20 protein-coding genes, 1 tRNA gene and 1 pseudogene are annotated in these 23,324 nt (G+C 71.4%); 12 read left to right on the top strand and 10 right to left on the bottom strand.

What is annotated here, in order from left to right; translation table 11 throughout:
- Positions 1-99 precede the first annotated feature (99 nt).
- Entirely contained in the window at positions 100-1,848 is a 1,749-nt protein-coding gene (locus tag APR04_RS01900; RefSeq protein WP_253867458.1) for a sensor histidine kinase, read from the top strand.
- Positions 1,849-1,850: 2 nt separating this feature from the next.
- Positions 1,851-2,534, top strand: a complete 684-nt coding sequence (locus APR04_RS01905; protein WP_253867997.1) for a response regulator — start codon at positions 1,851-1,853, stop codon at positions 2,532-2,534.
- Here the strand turns inward: APR04_RS01905 and APR04_RS01910 are convergent.
- Complete coding sequence (locus APR04_RS01910; protein ID WP_253867459.1) at positions 2,519-4,378, bottom strand: FtsX-like permease family protein; 1,860 nt, start codon at positions 4,376-4,378, stop codon at positions 2,519-2,521. The two genes, APR04_RS01905 and APR04_RS01910, sit on opposite strands and share 16 nt — an antisense overlap.
- A 4-nt stretch (positions 4,379-4,382) precedes the next feature.
- Positions 4,383-5,141: an ABC transporter ATP-binding protein gene (locus APR04_RS01915; RefSeq protein WP_253867460.1), complete on the bottom strand. Its 759-nt coding sequence runs from the start codon at positions 5,139-5,141 to the stop codon at positions 4,383-4,385.
- A 167-nt stretch (positions 5,142-5,308) separates the two neighbouring features.
- On the opposite strand from APR04_RS01915, the gene APR04_RS01920 reads away from it, so the two are divergent.
- Positions 5,309-5,382, top strand: a tRNA-Met gene (locus tag APR04_RS01920).
- A 268-nt stretch (positions 5,383-5,650) separates the two neighbouring features.
- Here the strand turns inward: APR04_RS01920 and APR04_RS01925 are convergent.
- Positions 5,651-6,538 carry a cation-transporting ATPase gene (locus APR04_RS01925; protein ID WP_253867461.1) on the bottom strand — a complete coding sequence of 296 codons (888 nt, stop codon included), beginning with the start codon at positions 6,536-6,538 and terminating at the stop codon, positions 5,651-5,653.
- Between the two features lie 168 nt (positions 6,539-6,706).
- Between APR04_RS01925 and treY the strand changes: the two genes are divergently transcribed.
- Both treY and treZ read left to right on the top strand, forming a co-directional pair.
- On the top strand, positions 6,707-9,235 hold the full coding sequence (gene treY / locus APR04_RS01930; RefSeq protein ID WP_253867462.1) for a malto-oligosyltrehalose synthase: 2,529 nt from the start codon (positions 6,707-6,709) through the stop codon (positions 9,233-9,235).
- Positions 9,232-11,058: a malto-oligosyltrehalose trehalohydrolase gene (gene treZ / locus APR04_RS01935; protein WP_253867463.1), complete on the top strand. Its 1,827-nt coding sequence runs from the start codon at positions 9,232-9,234 to the stop codon at positions 11,056-11,058. The genes treY and treZ overlap by 4 nt, the downstream gene beginning before the upstream one ends.
- Positions 11,059-11,105: 47 nt before the next feature.
- On the opposite strand, the gene APR04_RS01940 is transcribed toward treZ, so the two are convergent.
- Positions 11,106-11,558 carry a DUF6234 family protein gene (locus tag APR04_RS01940; RefSeq protein WP_253867464.1) on the bottom strand — a complete coding sequence of 151 codons (453 nt, stop codon included), beginning with the start codon at positions 11,556-11,558 and terminating at the stop codon, positions 11,106-11,108.
- A gap of 128 nt (positions 11,559-11,686) precedes the next feature.
- Here APR04_RS01940 and APR04_RS01945 point away from each other — a divergent pair, with 128 nt between their 5' ends.
- The 4 genes from APR04_RS01945 (at position 11,687) to APR04_RS30865 (ending at position 14,675) form a co-directional block, all read left to right on the top strand.
- The gene (locus tag APR04_RS01945) at positions 11,687-12,268 is read left to right on the top strand and encodes a histidine phosphatase family protein (RefSeq protein ID WP_253867465.1); all 582 of its coding nucleotides are present in this window, start codon (positions 11,687-11,689) and stop codon (positions 12,266-12,268) included.
- Positions 12,269-12,332: 64 nt separating this feature from the next.
- A complete protein-coding gene (locus APR04_RS01950) occupies positions 12,333-12,878 on the top strand; it encodes a zinc ribbon domain-containing protein (protein ID WP_253867466.1) in 546 nt (181 codons plus the stop codon).
- Positions 12,879-13,006: 128 nt separating this feature from the next.
- Positions 13,007-13,447, top strand: coding sequence for a GNAT family N-acetyltransferase (locus tag APR04_RS01955; protein ID WP_253867467.1), 441 nt, complete (start codon positions 13,007-13,009; stop codon positions 13,445-13,447).
- 40 nt (positions 13,448-13,487) lie between these two features.
- Positions 13,488-14,675 carry an NUDIX domain-containing protein gene (locus tag APR04_RS30865; RefSeq protein ID WP_253867468.1) on the top strand — a complete coding sequence of 396 codons (1,188 nt, stop codon included), beginning with the start codon at positions 13,488-13,490 and terminating at the stop codon, positions 14,673-14,675.
- Positions 14,676-14,747: 72 nt separating this feature from the next.
- Here APR04_RS30865 and APR04_RS01965 read toward each other — a convergent pair whose 3' ends face one another.
- The gene (locus APR04_RS01965; protein ID WP_253867469.1) at positions 14,748-15,923 is read right to left on the bottom strand and encodes a sensor histidine kinase; all 1,176 of its coding nucleotides are present in this window, start codon (positions 15,921-15,923) and stop codon (positions 14,748-14,750) included.
- On the bottom strand, positions 15,920-16,753 hold the full coding sequence (locus APR04_RS01970) for a CPBP family glutamic-type intramembrane protease (RefSeq protein ID WP_253867470.1): 834 nt from the start codon (positions 16,751-16,753) through the stop codon (positions 15,920-15,922). The genes APR04_RS01965 and APR04_RS01970 overlap by 4 nt, the downstream gene beginning before the upstream one ends.
- A 176-nt stretch (positions 16,754-16,929) precedes the next feature.
- On the opposite strand from APR04_RS01970, the gene APR04_RS01975 reads away from it, so the two are divergent.
- Together APR04_RS01975 and APR04_RS01980 are read left to right on the top strand one after the other, a co-directional pair.
- Positions 16,930-17,541 (top strand): uracil-DNA glycosylase family protein, encoded by a 612-nt coding sequence (locus APR04_RS01975; RefSeq protein ID WP_253867471.1) that lies wholly within the window; start codon positions 16,930-16,932, stop codon positions 17,539-17,541.
- A gap of 31 nt (positions 17,542-17,572) precedes the next feature.
- Positions 17,573-18,133, top strand: coding sequence for a hypothetical protein (locus APR04_RS01980; RefSeq protein WP_253867472.1), 561 nt, complete (start codon positions 17,573-17,575; stop codon positions 18,131-18,133).
- 450 nt (positions 18,134-18,583) lie between these two features.
- Here APR04_RS01980 and APR04_RS01985 read toward each other — a convergent pair whose 3' ends face one another.
- Positions 18,584-19,201: a VOC family protein gene (locus tag APR04_RS01985; RefSeq protein WP_253867473.1), complete on the bottom strand. Its 618-nt coding sequence runs from the start codon at positions 19,199-19,201 to the stop codon at positions 18,584-18,586.
- Between the two features lie 109 nt (positions 19,202-19,310).
- Here APR04_RS01985 and APR04_RS01990 point away from each other — a divergent pair.
- Positions 19,311-20,306: pseudogene (locus APR04_RS01990) on the top strand (squalene cyclase).
- A gap of 336 nt (positions 20,307-20,642) precedes the next feature.
- Here the strand turns inward: APR04_RS01990 and gdhA are convergent.
- The 3 genes from gdhA to APR04_RS02005 all read right to left on the bottom strand — a co-directional run bounded on the left by gdhA (position 20,643) and on the right by APR04_RS02005 (position 23,174).
- The gene (gdhA, locus tag APR04_RS01995; protein ID WP_308292311.1) at positions 20,643-21,989 is read right to left on the bottom strand and encodes an NADP-specific glutamate dehydrogenase; all 1,347 of its coding nucleotides are present in this window, start codon (positions 21,987-21,989) and stop codon (positions 20,643-20,645) included.
- Positions 21,990-22,095: 106 nt separating this feature from the next.
- Positions 22,096-22,731, bottom strand: a complete 636-nt coding sequence (locus tag APR04_RS02000) for a helix-turn-helix transcriptional regulator (RefSeq protein ID WP_253867474.1) — start codon at positions 22,729-22,731, stop codon at positions 22,096-22,098.
- A gap of 11 nt (positions 22,732-22,742) precedes the next feature.
- Entirely contained in the window at positions 22,743-23,174 is a 432-nt protein-coding gene (locus APR04_RS02005; RefSeq protein ID WP_253867475.1) for a group III truncated hemoglobin, read from the bottom strand.
- Positions 23,175-23,324: the final 150 nt, after the last annotated feature.

Here is a 23,324-nt window from a genome sequence, read left to right on the forward strand (position 1 = left end):
AGACTGGGTCGGTGCTGCGGGGCAGCCTTGCCCCGGTGTCATCGTCACAGGTGCCCACCGGGCGCGTCATCATTGGGTAACCAAAGGAGGTTGTGGAACTTGCGGTCACGCGGTCACCCCGTCCGGCGCCCCACCAGGCGCCCCACCCGCCAGCTCACGCTCGGCGGGCAGGTGCTGGCGCTGCAGCTCGCCGTGCTGCTCGTCGTCGTCGCGGCGGCCGCCGTCGTCTTCCTCGGGCAGGCCGACGCCGCGTTCCGCGACGACCGCGCCGACCGGCTCGAGGTGGCGGCCGAGGGGCTGGCCGGCATCCCGGCCGTGCAGGCGACCCTCACCGAGGAGGCGCCCGACACCCGGGCCCTCGCGTTCTACCTGCAGTCCCGTGCGGCCTACGTCGACGCGCGCAACGCCTACCTCACCGACCTCGACGGGCGCATCCTGGCCGCCACCGACCCGACGCGGACGGGGGAGCGGCTCGACCTGCCCGACGCCGCCGCCACGCGCGCGGGCAGCGGCGACGTCGCGGACGTCGCGGGCCGTTCGATCGCGGCGTGGGTACCCGTCTACGGCGGCAGCGACCCCGTGCCCGAACCGAGCGCTCCGCAGCCGGTCGCCGTCGTCGTGCTGGCCGACCCGTACCCGCCGCTGACCGAGCGGCTCTCGAGCGCCGGCGGCGACGTGCTCGTGGTGCTCGGCATCGGCACGGCGCTCGCGGCCGCCGGCTCGTGGCTCCTCGCCCGCCTGGTCAAGCGACGCACGCGCGGCCTGGAGCCGGCCCAGATCGCGGCGCTCGCGGACCACCGCGAGGGAGTGCTGCGGTCGATCCGCGAGGGAGTCGTCGTCGTGGGCGACGACGGCCGCGTGAGCCTGGTGAGCGACAGCGCCAACGAGCTGCTCGGCCTGCCCGCCGACGCGCCCGACCCCAGCGGCCGCCGGCTGGAGGACCTGGGGCTCGACCCCGCCGTCCTCGACCTGCTGCGCGGCACGGACGAGGTGCACGACGCCGTACTCGTCGCCGGGGACACGGTGCTGGTGATCAACCGCCGCCGTGTGCTGCACGACGGCCGCCCGGCGGGCACGGTGACCACGCTGCGCGACCGCACCGAGCTGCTGGCGCTGCAGAGCGAGCTGCACGCGCGCGAGAGCGTCACCGAGACGCTGCGCGCGCAGACGCACGAGTTCAGCAACCAGCTGCACACCGTCTCCGGGCTGATCGAGCTGGGGGAGTACGACGAGGTGGGCCGCTTCGTCGACCGGCTCACGCGGCGGCGCGCGGACCTCAGCGACGCCGTCACGGCGCGGGTCGCCGACCCGGCGGTGGCTGCGCTGCTCATCGCCAAGGCGACCCTCGCGGACGAGCGCCACGTGGAGCTCGTCGTCGACCCGGGCAGCGCGCTGCCGCGCCTCGACCCGGACCTGTCCGCCGACGTCGGCACCGTGCTCGGCAACCTCGTCGACAACGCCGTCGACGCCGCGGCGTCATCGGCTGGGTCGGCTGCGGGGTCGGCTGCCGGGTCGCCGGCGGGGCCCGACGTGGGCGGCGGCGTCCGCCCGGCGCGGGTGCGCGTGCGACTCGTCGTCTCCGGACCGCGGGAGGACGTCGTCGTCGAGGTCGCCGACAGCGGCCCGGGTGTGGCGCCCGGGCAGGTGGACGCGATCTTCCGGCGCGGCTGGAGCACCAAACCCGCCGGGACGGCCGGCCGCGGCGTCGGGCTCGCCCTCGTGCACGTACTGACGCAGCGCCGCGGGGGCGGCGTCACGGTGCGAGATGATGACTCGCTGGGCGGTGCGGCGTTCACCGCCCAGCTGCCGCAGGGCATCGTGACGGGCGAGGGGGTTCGACCGCAGTGAGCATGGACGTGCTCGTGGTGGACGACGACTTCATGGTCGCGTCGATCCACCGACGCTTCGTGGAGCGGGTGCCGGGGTTCCGCGTGGTGGGCGAGGTGCACACCGGCGCCGACGCGCTCGCCGCCGTCGAACGGCTGCGGCCCGACCTCGTCCTGCTGGACGTGCACCTGCCCGACGTGAGCGGCATCGAGGTGCTGCGGCGGCTGCGAACAGCTGGACACGACGTCGGCATCGTCATCATCACCGCGGCCCGGGAGGTCGACACCGTCCGCGCCGCCGCGGCGGGCGGGGCCGCGCACTACCTCGTCAAGCCGTTCGCGTCGGAGGACCTGGCCGCGCGGCTGGAGGAGTTCCGCCGCACCCGGCAGGCCCTCGACGGTCTGGGCGGCGTCGACGTCGGCCAGGAGGACCTCCAGGCCGACATCGACGCCGTCTTCGCGCGGTCACCGCAGGGCGGACCGCGCGCCCAGCTGCCCAAGGGGCTCAGTCAGGAGACGGCCGACGCCGTGCTGGCCGCGCTCGCGGACGGCGTCGAGCTCAGTGCCACGGAGTGCGCGGACGCCGTCGGCGTCAGCCGGGTGAGCGCGCGCCGCTACCTGGAGCACTTCGCGACGACGGGCCGCGCCGCGGTGCGCCTCAACTACGGCACGGCGGGGCGGCCGGAGAGGCGCTACCGGCTCTGCTGAGCGCCGGCCCGGACCCGACCGACAACCCTCGCCGGCACCATCATCGCCGCGGATGCGATGAGCACCACCGCCCCGGCCAGCGCCCCGTACACCGGCCAGTCGATCGCTAGCGCGAAGCGACCGAGCATGCCGTAGGCGACGCCCACGAGGGCCGGAACCACCGACAGCGTGCCGATCACCAAGGCCATGACCATGACGAACACCGATTCGATCGAGATCATCGACGTCAGCTGACGACGGGTCGTGCCGACGCGGCGCAGGAGGGCGAACTCCGGCTTGCGCGCGCTGGTGAGCATGACGAGGGTGTTCGCGGCGGCGATCGCGAGAAAGAAGATGAGGACGAACAGCAGGATCGCTCCTAGCTCTTGCTGCGCCGCCGCACCAGCCGCCGTCTCGTCGACGTAGTCGTCCACGGATACCGTCCGCAGCCCGAGGTGGGCCAGGTCTGCCGACCCCTGCGCGAACAGCAGGTCCGCTGCTGCCGGCCGGACGGAGCCGGGCAGCGACGACTCGTCGATGATGTAGCTGCCGAGGCCGAGGCCCCGGTCGTAGACAGCCACGATGGTCGGCGAGACGACGGCGCCTCCGTCGAACCGCAGCTCCACCGTGTCGCCGACGCTCTTGCCCGTGGCGAAGAGGCTCTCGCCGCTGACGGCGATCGTGGCGGGGCCGGCGAGGTCGTCCAGGGAGCCTGCGGTCACCTCCGCGTCGACAAGACCCGAAGTACTCCCGGTCACGGCACGGAGGCCGGTCTGCTCCCACGAGAGGCCGCCTAGGTCCTCGTCTTCGACCTTGACCTCTGCGGGCACCGTCGAGCTGGCGACGACCGCGTCGATACCCGGAGTGGAGCCGACGGCGGCTGCCTGCTCGGCCGTCACGCCGTCGGGAGAGGTGATGATGACGTCCGAGCCCAGGCCGGCACGCAGCTGCATGCCCGCAGCGTCCACCATGCTGCCGTTGACGCCTGTCTGCACGGTCCCGAGCGCCAGGAAGAGGGCGAGCGGGATGATCGCCGCCGTGATCCGACGCGAGAAGCCACGGCTGTTGACGAGGGCGAGCATGGCGGCTGCGTTGCTCGAGGAGCGGGTGGCGCGCGCTGCCCGCCGGGCGATCGTGCCGACGATCGCCGGGCCGGCCAGTGCCGCGGCGCTGATGAGCAGGAAGGCGGACGTCGCTCCGGCAGCGCTGCCCAGCGTGCCGGGCACGATGAACGGCGTACCGGCCACGAGGATGCCCGATGCGAGCAGCGTGACCGCCGCAACCCGCCGCACTCCGGAAAGGCCGGCCGACTCAGCAGAAGCACCGCGCACGGCCGCGGTCGGGCTGACCTTGGTCACCTCGCGGGCGGCGAGCCTTGCTGCGAGCAGAGCGGTCGGGAACAGCAGGAGCAGCGACCCGATCACGGGAAGCGGTGAGATCGTCAGCCCGAGCCCGCCAGGCACGATGCCGCCGGACTCGAGCACGGGTGTGAGCAGCCTCGCGGCGAACAGTCCCGGGACGGCGCCCAGCGGTGCCGCGAGCGCGAAGACGATGGTGACCTCGGCCGTCACCATCGAGCGCACCTGTGCGGTGGTGGCTCCGACGGCGCGCAGGAGGGCGAACTGTGCGTTGCGCTGTCGCAGCGCCGAGGCGAAGGTCGAGGCGACGACGAGCACGACGACGAGGATCGCCGTGCCGGCGAACGAGGCGGCCACGGTCGTGAGCAACGGCGCGTCACCACGCAGGCCGCTCTCCACGAGCACGCCGTTGGCCGAGAGGAGGGCGGCGGCCGCCATGACGATGAGGAAGCTGCCGATGAAGCTGGAGCGGTAGGCGCGTACTGCTGAGCGGGCGAAGGACCACATGGCGCTACCGCCCCAGCTCGACGAGGCGGGTGGCGATCTGGCTCGGGGTCGGCGCCACGAGCCCGCCGGCCAGTCGCCCGTCTGCCAGGAAGAGCACCTCGTCCGCGGTCGCTGCGACGTGCGGGTCGTGCGTGACGAGCACCAGCGTCTGCGTGAAGCGCTTGGCGGCGCCGCGCAGCACGTCGAGCACCTGGTCGCCCGTGCGGCGGTCGAGGGCACCGGTCGGCTCGTCGGCGAAGACGACCGTTGGCCGCGTGATGAGCGCACGGGCGATGGCGACGCGCTGCGCCTGGCCCCCCGACAGCTCGCCCGGCAGGCGCTCGGTCATGCCCGTCAGCCCGACGGACTCGACGAGCTCCTGCTGCCACTGCTCGTCGGGGCGTCGGCCGTCGAGCAGCATCGGCAGCTGGATGTTCTCGCCGACGGTGAGGTGGCCGATGAGGTTGTACGACTGGAACACGAAGCCGACGTGGCGTCGGCGGAAGCGGGTGACGGCGTCCGACGAGAGCTCGGTGATGTCGATATCACCGATGAACACCTGGCCGTGGGTGGGCGTGTCGAGACCCGCGGCGAGGTTGAGGAAGGTCGACTTGCCCGCGCCCGACGGGCCCATGATCGCGGTGAACGCGCCGGGCCGGATGGCGAGCGATACGCCCTGAAGAGCAGCGACCTGCTCCGGGCCGTTCGGGTAGGTCTTGGTGAGGTGGACGAGGCGCACGGCGGAGTCGGCCTGCGGCGGGCTCGCGATCGTGGTCGAGGTCATGAGGCGACCTTTCTGTGAGGGAGGGGAACCTTCCTCTGTCGAAAGTAGGCACAGACCGCGATCCGCTCTACGAGCCTTCGGGCTAACTCTCGACCTTGCATCTTCCGATGTAGTGCTTCATCGTCCGAATGCGCGTGGTACCTTTGGTCTGCACCTGAGGGTGTCATCGCGGGGTGGAGCAGCTCGGTAGCTCGCTGGGCTCATAACCCAGAGGTCACAGGTTCAAATCCTGTCCCCGCTACGTGTCTGGTGTCGCAGGACATCAGAAATGGCCCGAACCCATGGAACTGGGTTTGGGCCATTGTCATGTCGTGAGGTGATCAGCAGAGGGCCCGCGAGGGCGATGTGCGATCCGATGACTCGGTACCCGCGTGGCGCGGGTCACCGCCTGCTCGTCATAGCCAGGACCGGACGACCCGGCGTTGACGCCCCTCGTGCTCGAGCTGCTCCTGTCCCGCGCCGGAGCACAAGGGGTACGTCACACGTCAGCCTCGGTCAAGCAGCGCGGCTCAGAACAGGTCGCGCGGGTCGAACCCCTTGGCAAGGTCCGAGAACTGCTCGCCCGCCCCGGAGACCTGGTCCCCGAGACCGGACAGCGCGCCGTCGGCCGAGCCGGCGAGGTCCCCGACCCCAGCAGTGGCCTCGTCGAGAGCGCCGGTACCGAGGTCTCCGACACCAGCGGTGGCCTCGTCGAGAGCACCCGCGCCGACTTCGCCGACCGATGACGTGAGCCCTTCGACGTCGACGCCTGAGGCGAGCGTCTCGAAGTCGACCCCGAGGTTGGCCGCGTTCTCCAGGAGCGGGCCGGCCACGCTGCTCACCGCGGCACCGGCCGCGACCGCGCCAAGGACGCCCACCGCTCCCACGGCGACTCCCGCAACGGCTCCGCCCGTGCCGACCTTCGCGAGTACTGACCGCATGGAGCCCGGCCGACGGGCCTCCGTCCGTGCCGCTGCCCGGGACAGATCGGCGACGTCGGACGAGCGTGGCTGCTCGTGCGCCGGCAGGTCCGCCTGCATGCGCTGCAGCACCGCCTCGCGCTGCGCCGGCGTCAGCCGGGCGAACGACTCGGTGTGGATCTGCTCGATCTGGTGCGGTTCGGCGGTCTGCATGAGGTAGTCGTAGCGGGCGATGGCCTGGCGGTCGGCGTCGGTCGAACCCGGTGCGCTCGGCCGGCCCTGCGGGGCGGCGGGGTAGCCATGCGACGCGGGCGCACGGCCCGGTGTCTGCTCAGCCTGACCACGTCCGCCCACCGCGGCGGCCACGTCCTCGAGCGTGGACCGCCAGGACTTCTGACCCGTCGAACCGCCCTGCGGCGACCCTTGCTGTTGCTGCTGCCCGGTCTGGGCGTCGAGCGCCTTCTTGGCCAGGCCGATCATGTTGGAGAGCTTGGACATGCGGTCCGTTCCTTCCGTCGGGCGGAGAGACCACCTTTCCAGGCCAGCATGAGAAGTTCGTGAGAGCAGGATGAGAGTCTCGCCCCGCGGCCTGGCGGTATAACCCGAGATCAGCGATCGTGTGGAGCACGCGGGACGGCCGAACGACCACCGAGCGACGGAGGCACAGTGCATTCTCATCTCCCTGGACCAGGACGCCGCACTCCGGTCAGCACCTACCGCCTCCAGCTCGGACAAGACCTGACGTTCGCGGAGGCCGAGAAGGCGCTGCCGTACCTCGACACGCTCGGGGTCACGGACCTCTATCTCTCGCCCGTCCTGCAGGCCGCGCCGGGATCCACGCACGGGTACGACGTCGTCGACCACACCCGGATCAGCGACACGATGGGTGGCAGGGAAGGGCTCGAACGGCTCGCGGCCGCGGCGCACGCGCGCGGGATGGGCGTCGTCGCCGACGTCGTCCCGAACCACATGGCTGTCCCGGCCCCCGCCTGGCACAACCGTGCCCTGTGGTCCGTGCTGAAGCACGGGCCCGAGTCCCCGTACGCGGGGTGGTTCGACGTCGACCTCGCCGAGGGCGAAGGGCTGCTCATGCCGGTGCTGGGCGCGCGGATCGGGACGGTGCTCGCCGCGGGGGAGCTCGTCCTGGACCACGCCGTCGTGCCAGGGGACGGCGGTACCGGCGAGGAGCAGCCCGTCCTGCGCTACTACGACCACCTGTTCCCCGTCCGCCCGGAGACGGAGGACCTGCCGCTGGCGGAGCTGGTGGGCCGCCAGCACTACCGGCTCGCGTACTGGCGCGTGGCCGACGAGGAGCTCAACTACCGCCGCTTCTTCGACGTCGGCTCGCTGGCGGGCATCCGCGTGGAGGACGCGGAGGTCTTCGACGCCACGCACGCGCTGCTGCTCGAGCTCTTCGAGGCGGGCGTGGTCGACGGCTTCCGGATCGACCACCCTGACGGGCTGGCCGATCCCCGCGGCTACCTGCGCCGGCTGGGGGACGCGACCGGCGGCGCGTGGGTCGCGGCGGAGAAGATCCTCGAGGAGGGCGAGGAGCTGCCCGACGACTGGCCGGTCGCCGGGACCACGGGCTACGACACGGCGTGGCGGCTGCACGCCCTGCAGGTCGACCCCGACGGCGCCGTGCCGCTCGCCGGCCTCCTGCACGAGGTGACGGGCGAGCACACCACCCTCGACGACCTCGTCGAGGAGGCCAAACGGCAGATCGTCGAGACCTCGCTGTACGCGGAGACCCACCTCCTGACGACCATGCTCGCCGACATCTGCCGCGAGGACGTCCGGCTGCGTGACCACACGTTCCGGTCCCTCCAGGACTGCGTCACCGAGCTCGTCGTCGCGTTCGGCCGGTACCGGGCCTACGTCGTGCCGGGGGAGACGGCGCCGCCCCTGGCCGAGCGCGTCGTGCACGAGGCGGCCGACGTCGCCCGGTCGCGGCTCGACCCGGACCGGCACGACACGCTGGACGTCGTCGTCGACCTGGTGCTCGGACGGGAGGTCGGCTCCGCGGGCCGCCAGGGCGAGGAACGGCGGGCCGAGCTCGTCGTCCGGTTCCCGCAGGTGTGCGGTGCCGTCATGGCCAAGGGCGTGGAGGACACCGCGTACTACCGGTGGACGCACCTGGTGAGCCTGTGCGAGGTGGGCGGGGCACCGGAGCACTTCGGCATCGGGCCCGACGAGCTCCACGAGCACGCGCGGCGCACGGCCGAGTCGTGGCCCGCGACGATGACCGCGGGCTCGACGCACGACACCAAGCGCGGCGAGGACGTGCGCTCGCGCATCGGCGCGATCGCCGCGCACGCGAACGCCTGGACCGCGCTCGTGCGGCGTCTGCGCGAGGCCACGGCGGACCTGCGCCCCGCCGACCTCGACGGCCGCACCGAGAACCTGCTGTGGCAGACGCTCGCGGGCACGTGGACCCCGGCGGGACCGATCGAGGCCGACCGCCTCACCGCGTACCTGGTCAAGGCAGCGCGCGAGCAGAAGGCGTGGACCACCTGGACCGCGCCCGACGAGACCCGCGAGGAGGGCCTGGTGCGGTACGCGACCGACCTGCTCATCCACTCCGACGTCGTCGCAGGGTTCACCGGCTGGGTAGAGCAGGTGGCGCCGACGGTCCGGCGCTCGGTGCTCGCGACCAAGCTGCTCCAGCTCACCGTGCCCGGCGTCGCCGACGTCTACCAGGGCACCGAGGTCACCGGAACCTCGCTCGTCGACCCCGACAACCGGCGGCCCGTCGACCTGGAGGCGCTCGCGAGCACGCTCGCCGCCCTCGATGCGGGCCGGACGCCGTCGGACCTCGCGGAGGAGAAGCTCGTGGTGACGGCCGCTGCACTGCGCCTCCGGCGGGCGCACCCCGGCGCGTTCGTCGGCGAGGACGCGGGCTACGAGCCGTTGCCCGTGACCACGGGCCGCGCGGTGGCGTTCGCCCGGCGGGATGCGGCAGGGCCGCGCGTCGCCGTCGTGGCGACGCGGCTCGGCGACACGTCGGGCCTGGCGGAAGCGACCGTCGTGCTGCCAGAGCCCACCCCGGGCGAGGCCTGGCGGTCGGTGCTCACGGGCTCAACCGAGGACGGCGGCGCCGTGCACCTCGGCGACCTCCTCGGCTCCTGGCCCGTCGCCCTGCTCGTGGCGGAGCCGACCGGCGCGGTCGAGGGCACGGACGGAGCTACCGCATGACCCCGACCCTGCGCGTCTGGGCACCGCGCGTCTCCCGCGTCGACCTCTTCCTGCCGACGTCCGGCAGCACGGAGCCCATGACTGCCGACGACGGCGGCTGGTGGAGCACCCCACGTCCCCTACTGCCCGGCACCGACTACGCGTTCTCGCTCGACGGCGGCCCGCCGCGCCCCGACCCGCGCAGCCCCTGGCAGCCGGTCGGCGTGCACGGCCCGTCGCGCACGTTCGACGCCGCCGCCCACCCGTGGGCCGACGCCGCCTGGGCCGGCCGCGACGTGCTCGGCGCCGTCACCTACGAGCTCCACGTCGGCACGTTCACGCCCGAGGGCACGCTCGACGCCGCCGTCGGGCGCCTCGACCACCTGGCCGACCTCGGCGTCGACGTCGTCGAGCTCATGCCGCTGGCCGCGTTCGGCGGACACCACGGCTGGGGGTACGACGGCGTCGCCCTCTGGGCGGTGCACGAGTCGTACGGCGGCCCGTCCGCGCTGCAGCGTTTCGTTGACGCCGCGCACGCGCGCGGGCTCGCCGTCTGCCTCGACGTCGTCGACAACCACCTCGGCCCCTCGGGCAACTACCTCGCCGAGTTCGGCCCCTACTTCACGGACCGGCACCACACGCCCTGGGGAGCGGCCGTGAACCTCGACGGCGACGGCGCCGCCGAGGTGCGGGCCTTCGTCATCGAGAAGGCGCTGCGGTGGTTCCGCGACTTCCACGTCGACGCGCTGCGCCTCGACGCAGTCCACGCCCTGGTCGACGACTCGCCTCAACACCTGCTGGCCGAGCTGTCCGACGCCGTCGCGACGCTCGCCAAGGAGGTCGGGCGGCCGCTCTCGCTGGTGGCCGAGTCCGACGCCAACGACCCCCGCACCGTCACGCCCACCGGCGAGGCGTTCCAGGGCCGCCCCGGGTACGGCATGACCGCCCAGTGGGCCGACGACGTCCACCACGCCCTGCACACCCTCCTCACCGGCGAGCGGCACGGCTACTACGACGACTTCGGCGCGCCCGAGACGCTCGCCAAGGCCCTCACCGGGGCCTTCGTGCACGACGGCGGCTGGTCCACCTTCCGCGACAAGCCCTGGGGCGCGCCGGTGCCACCCGGCCTGGACGGGCGCCGCTTCGTCGTCTGCTCCCAGAACCACGACCAGGTGGGCAACCGGGCGCTCGGCGACCGGCCCTCCCGGGTGCTGGCACCCGGGGCGCTCGCGGTGAGCGCGGCCGTCGTGCTGCTCGGTCCCTTCACCCCGATGCTGTTCATGGGCGAGGAGTGGGGCGCGACCACGCCGTTCCTGTACTTCTCGGACCACGAGGAGCCGGAGCTGGCGGCGGCGATCTCACGCGGGCGTGCCCGGGAGTTCGGCGGGCACGGCTGGGCCGAGCTGTACGGGGCCGACGTGACGGTGCCCGACCCGCAGGCGCGCGAGACGTTCGAGGCGTCCCGGCTCGACTGGGCGGAGGCCCGGTCCGACGACGGGCGCCGGATGCTCGGCCTGTACCGGGCGCTGGTCCGGCTCCGGCGCACCGAGCCGGCGATCGCGTCGGGGGACCGGAGGGCCACGACGGTGCGGGTCGAGGACGGGGCGGTCGTGCTGACGCGCGGCGCCGTCGAGGGCGGCGCTGTCGAGAGAGGTGGCCGCGTCGACGTGGTGCTCGCGCTGGAGGAGCGGCCGGTGTCGGTGGTGGTCGAGCACGACGGCGAGCCACCCCGGCTCGTGCTCGACTCGGCAGCGGTGCTCGGGACCGACCCGGCGGCGGTGGAGAGCCGCCTCGGCGCGACGACGGTAACGGTGCGGGGGGCAGGCATCGCCGTGCTGCGGTGAGGCGTGCGCGACCGCGGGGCCGCGGACAGTACACCTGGCAACTCCGGTCAGCCGCAGGGATCTCCGCCCGAGTAGCACGGGTCGTAGTCCACGTTGGGTTCCACGGGCGGCGGGTCGTTCAGCGAGCGCCAGTCCACCTGGGGCACGATCGTCAGCACTATCGCCGCGACTGCCACTGCTCCGACCAGCACGTGCCAGACGTACGCGATGATGCCCGCATTCCGTCGCCGGGCCGAGACGAAGGTCCAAGCGACCCCGGCCAGCATGGTCACGGCGACGATCGCGTAGACGATGGTGTGCCGAGGCTCCGGTGTGGACGGCGTCAGGAACCCGTAGGCGTTCACCATGTTCACGAGGAGTACCCATGGGCCCGCAATGAGGGCGACGAGCGATCCGATGACTTCGCCCGCCACGCCGCGACCGGCGTCGGCGAGCGGTTCGTCCCGGCCGCTCGACGCGGCTGCTCCTGGGTCCGGCGCTGTCCGGCGTCTGCCCGTCATAGCGCGGATCGTACGGGCTCCTGGGATCGCGGAGGAAGGAAATTGTCCCGAGCTGTTCTGATCCGTACGTCGTAGTTGACGGTCAACGCGCCGGTCGGCGCTCCGAGAGCGCGGCATACCCTTGCGCGGTGGCTCTCTACCTGGTCCGGCACGGATGGCCGATCCTTGACCCGGCCGTCCCGGCGTCGACGTGGGTCCTGGACCCGGAGCACGAGCACCTGGTGACGGACCTGGCTGCGCGGGCGCCGTGGCCGGCTTACGCCGTCTGGTTCACTTCGCCCGAGCCGAAGGCGGCGCGCACGGCGCTCCTGTTGGCCGGGCGGAAGGTGCCCGTGGTGGAGGACCTGAGGGAACACGACCGCAGCGGCACCGGCTGGGTGCCGGACTTCACTGACGCGGTCCGCAAGGCGTTCGCGAACCCGGACTCCGAGGTCCGCCCGGGTTGGGAGCCGCTCGCCCGGACTCGGTCGCGGGTGGTTGCCGCGGTACGGCAGATCCTCGCGGAACATCCTGGGCGCGACGTCGTCCTGGTCGGGCACGGTACCGCGTGGACCTTGCTCGATGCCGTGCTCGCGGGGACCGAGCCGGACCTGGAGAGGTGGCGGGCCCTGGCGATGCCGGACGTGATCACCGTGGCGAGGGCCCACGCTCCTGGAGCCGGTGCATGTCGTGTCGGAGGAGCAGAGTGTGACCTTTCCCGCGAGGCATGATCAGCGGGTTGATCGGCGAGGCCAGGGCGACAGGTCGTCCCAGATATGAGCGAGGAGTCGCACGGTGGGAACGTGGTTCCAATGGATCGCCGACGTCGACGCGACGGACGACGAAGCTCCACGGCTGGCGGAGGTAATCACGTCCAGACTCGCGGAACGTGAGATTCTCAGCCCTGACATCGTCCAGGGGGCAGCGTTCGGTGACCCTGGGTATGAGTACGGGCCGCGCTGGGCGGACGCGGTAGAGGAAGCGGAGCCTTGGCCGCCGGGCGGTGTGCGGATCATTGCGACGCGGGAGGTGTTCTGGGGCGGGCAGGGCGAGTACGAGTGGGCTCAGTGCCCCCGGTGCGGCCATCGTCTCGACCCCGACGCCCACGGGTTGCTCGGCGGTGTCGATGCCTGGCTGCTTGCGTCGCCGGCACCGACATCGTGTCCGGAGTGTCGGGCGAGCGTCGAGCTGAACCAGTGGCGGTGGCACGAGGACTACTTCGCTTTTGCTGCGCTCGGACTGTGGTTCTGGGACTGGCCCGATCTGGGCACCATCGTCCGTGACCTCGTGCGCGACGTCGCCGGCGGCCATCGACTCGTCTACCGGGCCGCCAAGCTGTGAAATCGGTGGCATGTGCGGCTCACGCATCTCCATCCGCCTGCCTCGGGAGCGTGAACTCTGCCCGGTGTGCCGGGAACTGGCGAGTATGCGCTTGCTGTCCGGGCAGGTCATCGTCACCCTTGAGCACCATGCCTACAGATGAACTGATCCTGGACTGGCGCCGACCGGTGTCGGACGACGAGATCGTGGATCTCACCGAGTCGCACGGCGGCAGCCCGCAGCCCGGCTGGTGGGACCGCGTCCGCGGTCACTCGCTGGGCTGGGTCACCGCCCGGACCGACAGCGGCTTGCTCGTGGGGTTCGTCAACGTGGCGTGGGACGGCGCGGACCACGCCTTCCTGATCGACACCAAGACGCGCCCGAGCCACCAGCGGCACGGAGTCGGCACCGCCGTGGTGCGCCGAGCGGCCGAGGGAGCCAGGGCGGCCGGCTGCGAGTGGCTGTTCGTCGACTTCGAGCCGCACCTCGAGGCCTTCTACCTGGAGTCCTGCGGTTTCCGGCGTACGGCCGCGGGGCTCATCCACCTCACCGACGATCTCCTCCGGGCGCGAGACGCGAATTCACGGTAACGAATAGGCCCGTTTGCCCGAGTAACAGATGATGGCTGCCGTGGACCCCATCGCCGATGCCGCCGCCCTGGTCGCTGACCGCTATCCCCACGCTCGGTGGGCGCTGCTGGCCGGCAGCGTGCTCGACCCGGGCGCCCGGACGGCGGGGTCGGACCTCGACATCGTGGTCTGCGTGCCCGACGACGCCGTCGGGCACCGTGACTCGGTGCGCTGGCGTGGCTGGCCGGTGGAGCTGTTCGTGAACACCGAGGACGGGCACCGCTGGTTCATCGCGCAGGAGATGGCGCGCAGAAAGCCGACGCTGGTGCGGATGATCGCCACGGGTGTGCCGGTGGCCGGCGAGGCCGACGTCGCCGGGCTGAAGGCCCAGTGCCAGAAGATGCTGGAAGCGGGCCCCGGACCGGCGTCGAACAGCGCGCTGGAGGATGCCCGGTACGGCGTGACGGACCTGCTGGACGACCTCGCGTACGCGCGCGACGGCGGCGAGGCCGACGTCGTGCGGTCGGTGCTGTGGGAGCGGGTGGGGCACCTCGCGCTGGCGGCGGCCGGCAGGTGGGACGGCGGCGGCAAGTGGCTGCTGCGCGAGCTGCGCGCCTGGGACGCCGGATACGCCGCCCGCTGGGTGGCCGCCCGGCACGACGACGACACGATGGTCGCCGTGGCACGGGCGACGCTGGACGCGGCGGGTGGCCCCCTGTTCGAGGGCTACCTGCGCCAGGCACCCGTCGTCGACGAGGTCCCCGCGACGTCGACCACTCCGTCGGTGGTGGTGCGGCGTGCGGCACGGGCGATCCTGCTGGACGAGGAGGGCCGGCTCGTGCTGATCAAGCGAACGGTCCGGGGCCGTGCCCCGTACTGGGTGACGCCCGGTGGTGGTGTCGAGCCCGACGACGCCTCGGTCGAGGGCGGGCTGCACCGGGAGCTGTTCGAGGAGCTCGGTGCGACGGCGAAGGTCGTCCGGCAGGTGTTCCTGACGTCCCAGCCCAAGGACGCCGGGGTGGCGGTGCACCACTACTTCCTCGCGCGGGTCGTCTCGATGGAGCTCGGGCTGCGGTCAGGCCCCGAGCTCCAGGACCCGGCCCGGGGCGCCTACGCCGTCGAGCACATGGACCTGAGGGACGACGGCGCACTTGCCGCCGTCGCTCTGGTGCCCGCCGCGCTGAAGGCGTTCATCCGGACCAACCGTGGCGCGCTGCTCGCCGAGGCCGAGGCCGAGGACCAGCCCTAGGTCACCGGGCCGCTGCGGTAGGCGTGGACCACTGCCTGCACGCGGTCCACACCAGGACCCGGATCGGCGGGTTCATGCCGGGCTCCCGGTGGGGATGCGCGCCCGGACGACGAATCCGCCGTCGGCCCCGCGGTCCGCGCCGAACTCGCCGCCCAGGGCGTCCACCCGTTCGCGGAGCCCGACCAGGCCCCGGCCGCTCCCGCCCGGTGAGCGAGGGCGGGCGCCGACGAGGGCCTGCTCAGGTCCGGTCCCGGCGGTGCTGACCTCCACGGTGATCTCCCTGTCGTCGTAGCGCACGCCGACCGCCGTCGGGCTGCCGTGTGCGTGCTTGAGGGCGTTCGTCAGGGCTTCCTGCACCACCCGGTGGGCGACCAGCTCGGCGCTCCCTGCCGACTCCGATGGTGTGCCCTCCTCGGTGAGCTCCACGGGCTGCCCGGCCCGGCGGGTCTGCTCGACGAGCGTGCGCAGCTCCCGGAGCGACGGCGTCCGGACGGCGGCGTCGTGGCCCGGGTCGAGCAGGTCCAGGAGGTGCCGCAGGTCGCCGATGGCCCGCCGACCCGTGTCGGTGACCGCGTTCAGGGTCTCGTCGAGACGGTCGGGCGCGCCGGTCAGGTACCGGGCAGCCTCTGTCTGCACGACCATGGCCGTCACGTGGTGGGTCACGACGTCGTGCAGCTCGCGGGCGATCCGCGTGCGCTCGGCGGTGCGGGTCTCCTCGGCGACCCGGAGCCGGCGATCGGCCTCGGCCGCCCGGGTGGAGCGCAGCCACGAGCCGACGCCCCAGGCGAGGGCCATCGCCAGGTAGAACGTCACGAACTCGTCCACTCGCTCGGCCCCGGTCAGCCGGTCGAGCGCGACGGCCATCGCCACGTAGGCCACCGAGAGGACGGCGGGGACGAGCCGCCGTCGGTGTGCCAGGTACGCGCCGGTGCTCACCAGCGTGATGCCGAGCGCGTTGGCCGCGAACGAGTGGTAGCCCTGGACCTGGCCGACGGCGAAACCGAGCGACACCAGCACGATGCACACGGCTGGCCACCGCCGGCGCACGGCGAGCGGGAGGCACTGGAGAGCGATCACCAGCACGGCCCACCCGTCCAGCGGACGAGCGGGTAGATCACCGATCTGCGTCCCGTAGTCCAGCAGCTGCGGCACGAACGCCGCACCCGCCAGCGCGAGCGCGAGCGGCAGGTCCCGGACCGTGACGTCGAGCTGGTGCCACCGGTCCAGGACCTGCTGGGGATCGATCACCGAGGGAGCGTAGCGGCCGCACCCGACCGCGCGCTGCGCCGGAGAGGGACCAGGTAGCCGCGCCGGTGGGCCAGCCACATGAACACCCCGGCCGCCAGCACGCAGAACACCACGGAGTAGACGCTTCCCTCCGGGCCGAATTCGCCGCCGGTGATCAGCAACGGACCTGACATCGTGGCGTCCAGCAGACCCTGTGGGGTGTTGTTGCCGGAGACCTCGGTGCTGAAGATCGCGCTGCCTGCGATGTTCCAGCCGAAGTGCAGACCGATCGGCACCCACAGCTTGCGGGTCGCGATGTAGGCGGCAGTGAGCATCCCGCCGGCCTCGATGGCGATGGCGAGGGCGCCCAACAGGCTGGCGTTCGGGTTGAAGAGGTGCACGGCGCCGAACAGCACGCTGGTCAGCGTCAGCGCGATCCAGGTGCCCGTCCAGCCCTCGATGATGCGGAACAGGACGCCGCGGAACATCAGCTCCTCCGTGACGGACGCAGCGGCCATGAAGCCGACCAGGCCGATCGCGCCCGACGTCGTGCCGAAACCGTTGACGGTGTAGTTGCCGAGGAAGGCGATGTTCAGGATGACGGCGCCGAACAGGCCGATGCCGATGAGCGTGCCAAGGCCGATCCCGGGTGCGGCGCTCCTCAGCTCCACCTCCACCGGTGCGCGGCGCTCGGTCCGGCGTACGACCCAGGCGTAGACGAACACCGCGAGCACGGCCGTGGCCAACCCGATGACGAGCTCCAGCCAGTGGTTGCCCTGGACCGCCATCACTGCCTGACCACCCGCGAGGGCGACCGCCATAACCGCTAAGAGCTGCCACACCAGACGCACGATGACTCCTTGTTGAGAAGCCGCGGCCGGAGTGCCGCGGGCTACCCCGAACGCTATGGATCCGGCGGCCCGGAATCGTCACCGCAGGGTGGACACTCGCAGGTAGCTCGCACGGGGGACAGACTGGGCTGCACCGGGCAGCCCTGCCCGGGCCTCAGCAGACGCGAAGGAGAGCCGTGCCCAGCACTCTCGATCAGATCCGGGCCGAGATCATTGCGCACCAGTCCAACGCCTGGGCGCGAGAGCTCGGGTACGAGCCGCTCTACACCGCCGCGCCGGGAGCCCGGATCGCCGTCGTCGGACAGGCCCCCGGCCGGAAGGCCCAGGAGAGCGGCGTGCCGTGGGACGACGCCAGCGGCGTGAGGCTGCGGTCCTGGCTCGGCGTCGACGACGAGCAGTTCTACGACCCGAACGTGATCGCGCTCGTCCCGATGGACTTCTACTACCCGGGCAAGGGCACCTCCGGCGACCTGCCGCCGCGCAAGGACTTCGCCGGCCTGTGGCACCAGCGGATCCTCACCGAGCTGCCGGACCTCCGGCTCACGATCCTGGTGGGCGGCTATGCCCAGAAGTACTACCTGGCACGCCGCGCGAAGCCGAGCCTGACCGAGACCGTACGTGCGTACGCGGAGTACCTGCCGTCCATGATCCCGCTGGTGCACCCGTCCCCGCTCAACTTCCGGTGGCAGACCAGGAACCCCTGGTTCGAGGCGGAGGTGATCCCGGCGCTGCGCTTGCTGGTGAGCGGGGCGCTCGACGGGGCGACCGCGAAGGGCACACGACCCTGAGGGACCCTCTGCGAAAAATTCTGGGAGTGAGATGTCGAGTCTGAGAGACCGGGTCCTGGCAGTCATGCCGCCACCCGTCGCCGCCGAGAATCACGGTTGGAACGTTTTCGAGGAGTTCTCCGAGTTGCGTCCGCCGGGCGACTATTCCTGGCTGATAGAGACCTACGGCGCCGGAGGGATCGAGGATTACATCACGATCCTTGATCCGGGTGGCGACGGGAATTTTGCAGGGTCAGTACGGCAGGAGACCGAAACGGCGCGGGCGACTTGGCGGCAGTTCAACGGATCAGCTGCCACAGGCACGAAGCTGGAACCGATTGTGTGGGGGGTTACTGCCAGCGCCGATCTCCTGTGCTGGAATCCGTCGAGGGCTGACCCGGACGAGTGGACGATACTTGTCTGGTCGCGGTCGTCAACCTTGTGGCATGAACTGCCTTTCGGCGTACTAGAGTTCTTGGTCGCGATAGTTGACGATTCGCTTCACCCATGGTTGCTCGGCGACGTCGGGATCAAGGGGAGGCGCAGCCTTCGGTTCCTGGGCTTCGAGGAAGAACGGCGAAGCTTGATAAATGACGTCGACCCATGGGCATAACCGATGCGAACGATGAGGTCGACATCTCGGGAGGGCTTGGATGGACGTTGTGATACCAGGCTCATTGGTTGCGGTCGAAAGTTTGAGCCGGTTCGAGCGGTCACTGTTCAGCCCGTTCTTTCGAATCATTCTGATAGTTGTCGGATCGACAGGCATGGTGGGGGCGCTGTGGGGGATAGGGAGACATGTCGCTCGATCTTTCGGTAAGGGGCGCCCGCTTGATCTGGTTCTGCATGCGAAGCGCCAGTTCGGTGGTGACGTCGACAGGGCTCGGTCGGCAGCACGAGCGGCTTTCCCATCGGGAATGCTGTTCCTCGGGGTGAGTGCAGCTCTGGTTCGGCCGTCCGCCTCATTGACGGTCAATCAATGCACGCGCGCCCGGACAGGTGCCGCGCAGCGGCCATAGTCACCAGAAATGCCAAGACCGCCGGCGAGGCACGCCAGAGGCGACTACCGGCTCGCCCGAACCGGCTCCCACGCGAACCCGTCCGGGTCCGCGAACTCCCCGAGGTCGCTGTTCACCGCGATCCGGTGCGAGCCCGTCCCCTCCGGCGCGACCCCGCCGTCCTTGGCCAGCGCGGAGTGCTTGTACAGGCCGAACCCGATCGGGCTGGAGCCCATCTTGAAGTCGACGTACGACCCGAAGCTCTTGCCAACGGTCAGCCCGCGACCGACGTAGAACTTCTTGCTCGCCGACACGTCGTCCGCCCCGATGAGCAGCACGATCTCGTCGACCTTCCGGGAGACGGGGGCGGTGTCCTTCTTGGCGGAGGTCGCGAGCTTCCAGATGGCGCCGTCGGGCGCCTGGACCACGCCGCCGTGGCCCCACATGGACTTGGCGACGGGCTTGAGGATGGTGGCTCCCGCGGCGACGGCGGCGTCGAACAGGGCGTTGACGTCTCCCGGCTGGGACGAGATGAGCGACAGGTGGTACCCGCGGAACCCGCTGGTGGGTGCATCCGTCTCGCGGAGGTGGAGCCGGTCGCCCAGGTCGAACGAGGCGTCGTAGAAGGAACGTGCGGTGCTGAGGTCGGTTACTTCGAGGGTGACGGAGTCGATGTTTGCCATGCCCATCACGTTAGGTTCGGCACGGCACCGGGCGCTTCTCGATTCCTGACCACCTGCGGACCGGGGCTGGACCTCGCGGACCGGCCCGCTGAAAAGTAGCCTTCTCCCGATGACACCGGAGCTGCTCGACTGGCTGCTCGACGCTGACCCAGCACTGCGCTGGCAGGTCGAACGCGACCTCGCGTGCGCGCCCGACGACGTATGGCGTGCCACCCGGACCAGTGTCGCAACGGAGGGATTCGGGGCTCGCCTGCTCGCGCTGCAAGATCCCGACGGGCAGTGGGCCGGCGGAGCCTACTTCCCGGCCGGCTTCCTGGGCGACGAGGAGGGCCAGCCCTGGGCCGCGACGACGTGGACGCTCACCACCCTGCGCGACTGGGGCCTCGACGCCGCCGAGCTGTCCGGCACGGTCGAAAAGCTCGCCGCGAACAGCCGGTGGGAGTACGACGACCTGCCCTACTGGGACGGCGAGGTCGACTGCTGCATCAACGGCCTCACGCTCGCCAACGGCGCCTGGCTCGGCGCGGACGTCTCGGGCATCGCGCAGTGGTTCGTCGAGCACCGCCTCGCCGACGGCGGCTGAAACTGCGAGTGGGTCGAGGGCTCGACCCGCTCGTCGTTCCACTCCACCCTCGGCTCCTTGAAGGGCCTCCTGTACTACGAGGCGACGACCGGCGGCAGCGACGAGCTGCGGGCCGCGCGTCGGGCAGGCGAGGAGTACCTGCTGGACCGGCGGCTGCTCCGCACCCTGTCGACGGGCGAGCCCGTTGGCCCGTGGGCGACGCGGTTCGGGTACCCGTTCCGCTGGGGCTTCAGCGCGCTCAACGCCCTGGACTACTTTCGCGCGGCGGCGCTGCACGACGGCGTCGGGCCTGACCCTCGGCTCGCCGACGCCGTCGGTGTGGTCAGGGCCGCCCGCCGCCCGGACGGAACCTGGCCGCAGCAGGGCCGCCATCCGGGGCGGGTCTGGTTCGAGGTGGACGTGCCGCCGGGGGAGCCGTCGAAGTGGCTCACGTTCTACGCCACGCGGGTGCTCGACTGGTGGGACGCGGCGAACGACGGCACGTCTCCCGAGCTCGACGTCCAGGGCAGCTCTCCCGGCTGAGCGGTGGAGCCCGGCCGTCCGTCGACGGCGGCGCGGGTCCACCTCTCGGCAAGCCCGTTTGCGACTGCAGAGTTGGTCGCGGCCACGGATGCCGACTGCAGACCTGGTTGCGGTGAGAGACCGGAAAACCGCAGTCAAGTCTGCAGTCGTCGGTCGAGGCGCCGACGAAGTCTGCAGTCGGCCCTCGAGGGTGCGCCAGGGCGTCGACCGGTGCCGGACCGGGACCGTGGGTGGCGGGCACTGCCGCGCACGGTCCCGAAGACTGTCGTCCCCGCCGTCAGCCGGGCTCGGGTGCCGGGCGCGCTGGGCTCCGTCGCCTGGTCGGCAGCCGCGCCGTCAGATGAGTCCGAGGTGGAGCATGGCGTCCGCTACCCGGGTGAAACCGGCGATGTTCGCGCCCGCCACGTAGTCGCCGGGCACGTCGTACTCGTCGGCGGTCTCCAGCGTCCGGTGGTGGACGGAGCGCATGATCTCGGCGAGACGTGCCTCGGTGTGCTCGAAGGTCCACGAGTCGCGCGAGGCGTTCTGCTGCATCTCGAGTGCGCTGGTGGCGACGCCGCCGGCGTTCGCGGCCTTACCGGGTGCGAACCGCACGCCCGCGTCCCGGAGGAGCCGGATGGCGTCGGGCGTGGTCGGCATGTTGGCGCCCTCTGCGACGATCAGGCAGCCGTTCTCGACGAGGCTCTTCGCGTCGGCGCCGTCCAGCTCGTTCTGGGTGGCGCACGGCAGCGCGATGTCGCACGGCACCTGCCAGATCGATCCGCCCTCGACGTACCGCGCACTGCTGCGCCGCTCCGCGTAGTCGGCGACCCGGCCGCGGTGGCCGTTCTTGATCTCCTTGAGCAGGTCGAGGTCGATACCGGCCTCGTCGACGACGTACCCGTCGGAGTCGGAGCACGCCACCACGCGGGCACCGAGCTGGTGCGCCTTCTCGATCGCGTAGATCGCGACGTTGCCGGAGCCGGACACGACGACCCGCTTGCCGTCGAAGGACTCTCCTGAGTGGGCGAGCATCTCGTTGACGAAGAAGACCGTCCCGTAACCGGTCGCCTCCGTGCGCACCTGGGACCCGCCCCAGCTGAGGCCCTTGCCGGTGAGGACGCCGGACTCGTACCGGTTGGTGATGCGCTTGTACTGCCCGAAGAGGTAGCCGATCTCGCGTCCGCCGACGCCGATGTCGCCGGCCGGGACGTCGGTGTACTCGCCGAGGTGCCGGTACAGCTCCGTCATGAACGACTGGCAGAACCGCATGATCTCGGCCTCGCTGCGACCCTTCGGGTCGAAGTCGCTGCCGCCCTTCGCCCCGCCGATCGGCAGCCCGCTCAGCGAGTTCTTGAAGATCTGCTCGAAGCCCAGGAACTTCACGATCCCCAGGTATACCGACGGGTGGAAACGCAGGCCGCCCTTGTACGGGCCGAGCGCGGAGCTGAACTCGACCCGGAAGCCGCGGTTCAGCTGCACCCGCCCGGCGTCGTCGGTCCACGGCACCCGGAAGATGATCTGCCGCTCCGGCTCGCACAGCCTCCGGATCACCTCCGCGTCGGTGTACTGGGGGTGCTTGGCCACTACCGGGCCCAGGCTCTCCAGCACCTCGCGGACGGCCTGGTGGAACTCGGTCTCCCCGGGGTTGCGGGTGATGACCTCGTCGAAGACCGGGATGAGGCGCTCGTCCAGGTGGGGCACGCGATTTCTCCGTTCGGGTGGTGCAAGGGCAGCGACACGATACGCACAGGCATCTGTCGGCTGTCGCGGCGTCCCACGATGGGGCACGAAGCCGGGAGCGCCGTCGTCATAGGGTCGCCGGCCGGTCGAGCGTGATGAGGCACAGCTCCGGCTCGACGAAGGGGACGAGCTGGGCTGCTGGCCCAGTGGTCTCGAGCAGCCGCTGGACCAGGCCGCGGTGCACGGAGCACACGACCTCGGGATGTTCCCTGGCGGCGCCGCGGAACGGGCAGGCATGCAGCCGGATCGTCTGCCCGTCCGGCGTCACCTCCGGGTCGAACCCGATCCGGTCGAGCACCTCGACCAGGCCGCCGACAGGCCCGTCGGCGGCCGAGGCGTCGAAGGTGTCGGCCCATCGACGGCCCGCGCTGGTCGCGTCGGCGGCCGGCTCCTTCTCGCGAGCCAGCGTGTCGGCGAGAACCCCGACGAGCTGTTCGCGGGCATCGGAGTCGTGCGCGGCCCCGGCCGGCGCGTAGAGGATGCGTGGCCGCCCGCGCCGCTTCTCCGCGCTGGGCCGACGCCGGGCCAGACCCGCGTCGGCGAGCTGGTCCAGGTGGAAGCGCGCGGTGGTGACGTGCAGCGCGAGCGCCTCGGCGACGCCGGCGGCGTCCAGCGGCTCTGCCGCCGCGAGGAGGACGTCCAGGACCTGGCGGCGGCTGGTCGAGGCCAGTGCGGCGTGGTAGTCCTCGCTTCGTCCTGTCATCGGACTGATCCTCACACCTCCGATGCGGGTGCCATACCCTCGCGGCGGCTGATCGTCTCGAGCAGGCTGCCCGACCGTCCGGCCAGGCGCCGCTGCATGGATTCGGCGATCCGGCTCGCCTGTAGCTTCGCACGGTCGGCGACCGGCCCGGAGAACCGTGCGTCGACCGTCGCGGACCACAGGGTCACCCACCGCTCGAAATGGTCCGGCCCGAGCGGGTGCCGGGAGTTCAGGGCGAAGTGCACCTGCAGCGCGTTGCGCTTGTAGAGGCCGGCGTTGAACAGCACCGTCTCCCAGAAGTCGCACATGATCGGGAGGTGGTGATCGAGGTCCATCTTCGCGATCTCGGTGAATACCGGCCCGATCAGCGGGTCCTGGAACGCCGCCTCGTAGAACGTCGACACCAGGTCCTCGACGTCGGCTCGTACTGCCAGATCTGCCATGGGGCCAGCGTACTCGAATAAAGAGGCAGTTCATGCTTTTTAAGCCGCCACAGCAAGGCGGTGGCAGGCCCTTGTGCGGTCGGGCGATCTGCGGCACACTCAGTGTCGACGGGATTGTTGACATTGTTGTTGACACTGAAAGGCGGCCGC

Source organism: Promicromonospora umidemergens, from assembly GCF_024171995.1.
GTDB lineage: Bacteria > Actinomycetota > Actinomycetes > Actinomycetales > Cellulomonadaceae > Promicromonospora > Promicromonospora umidemergens.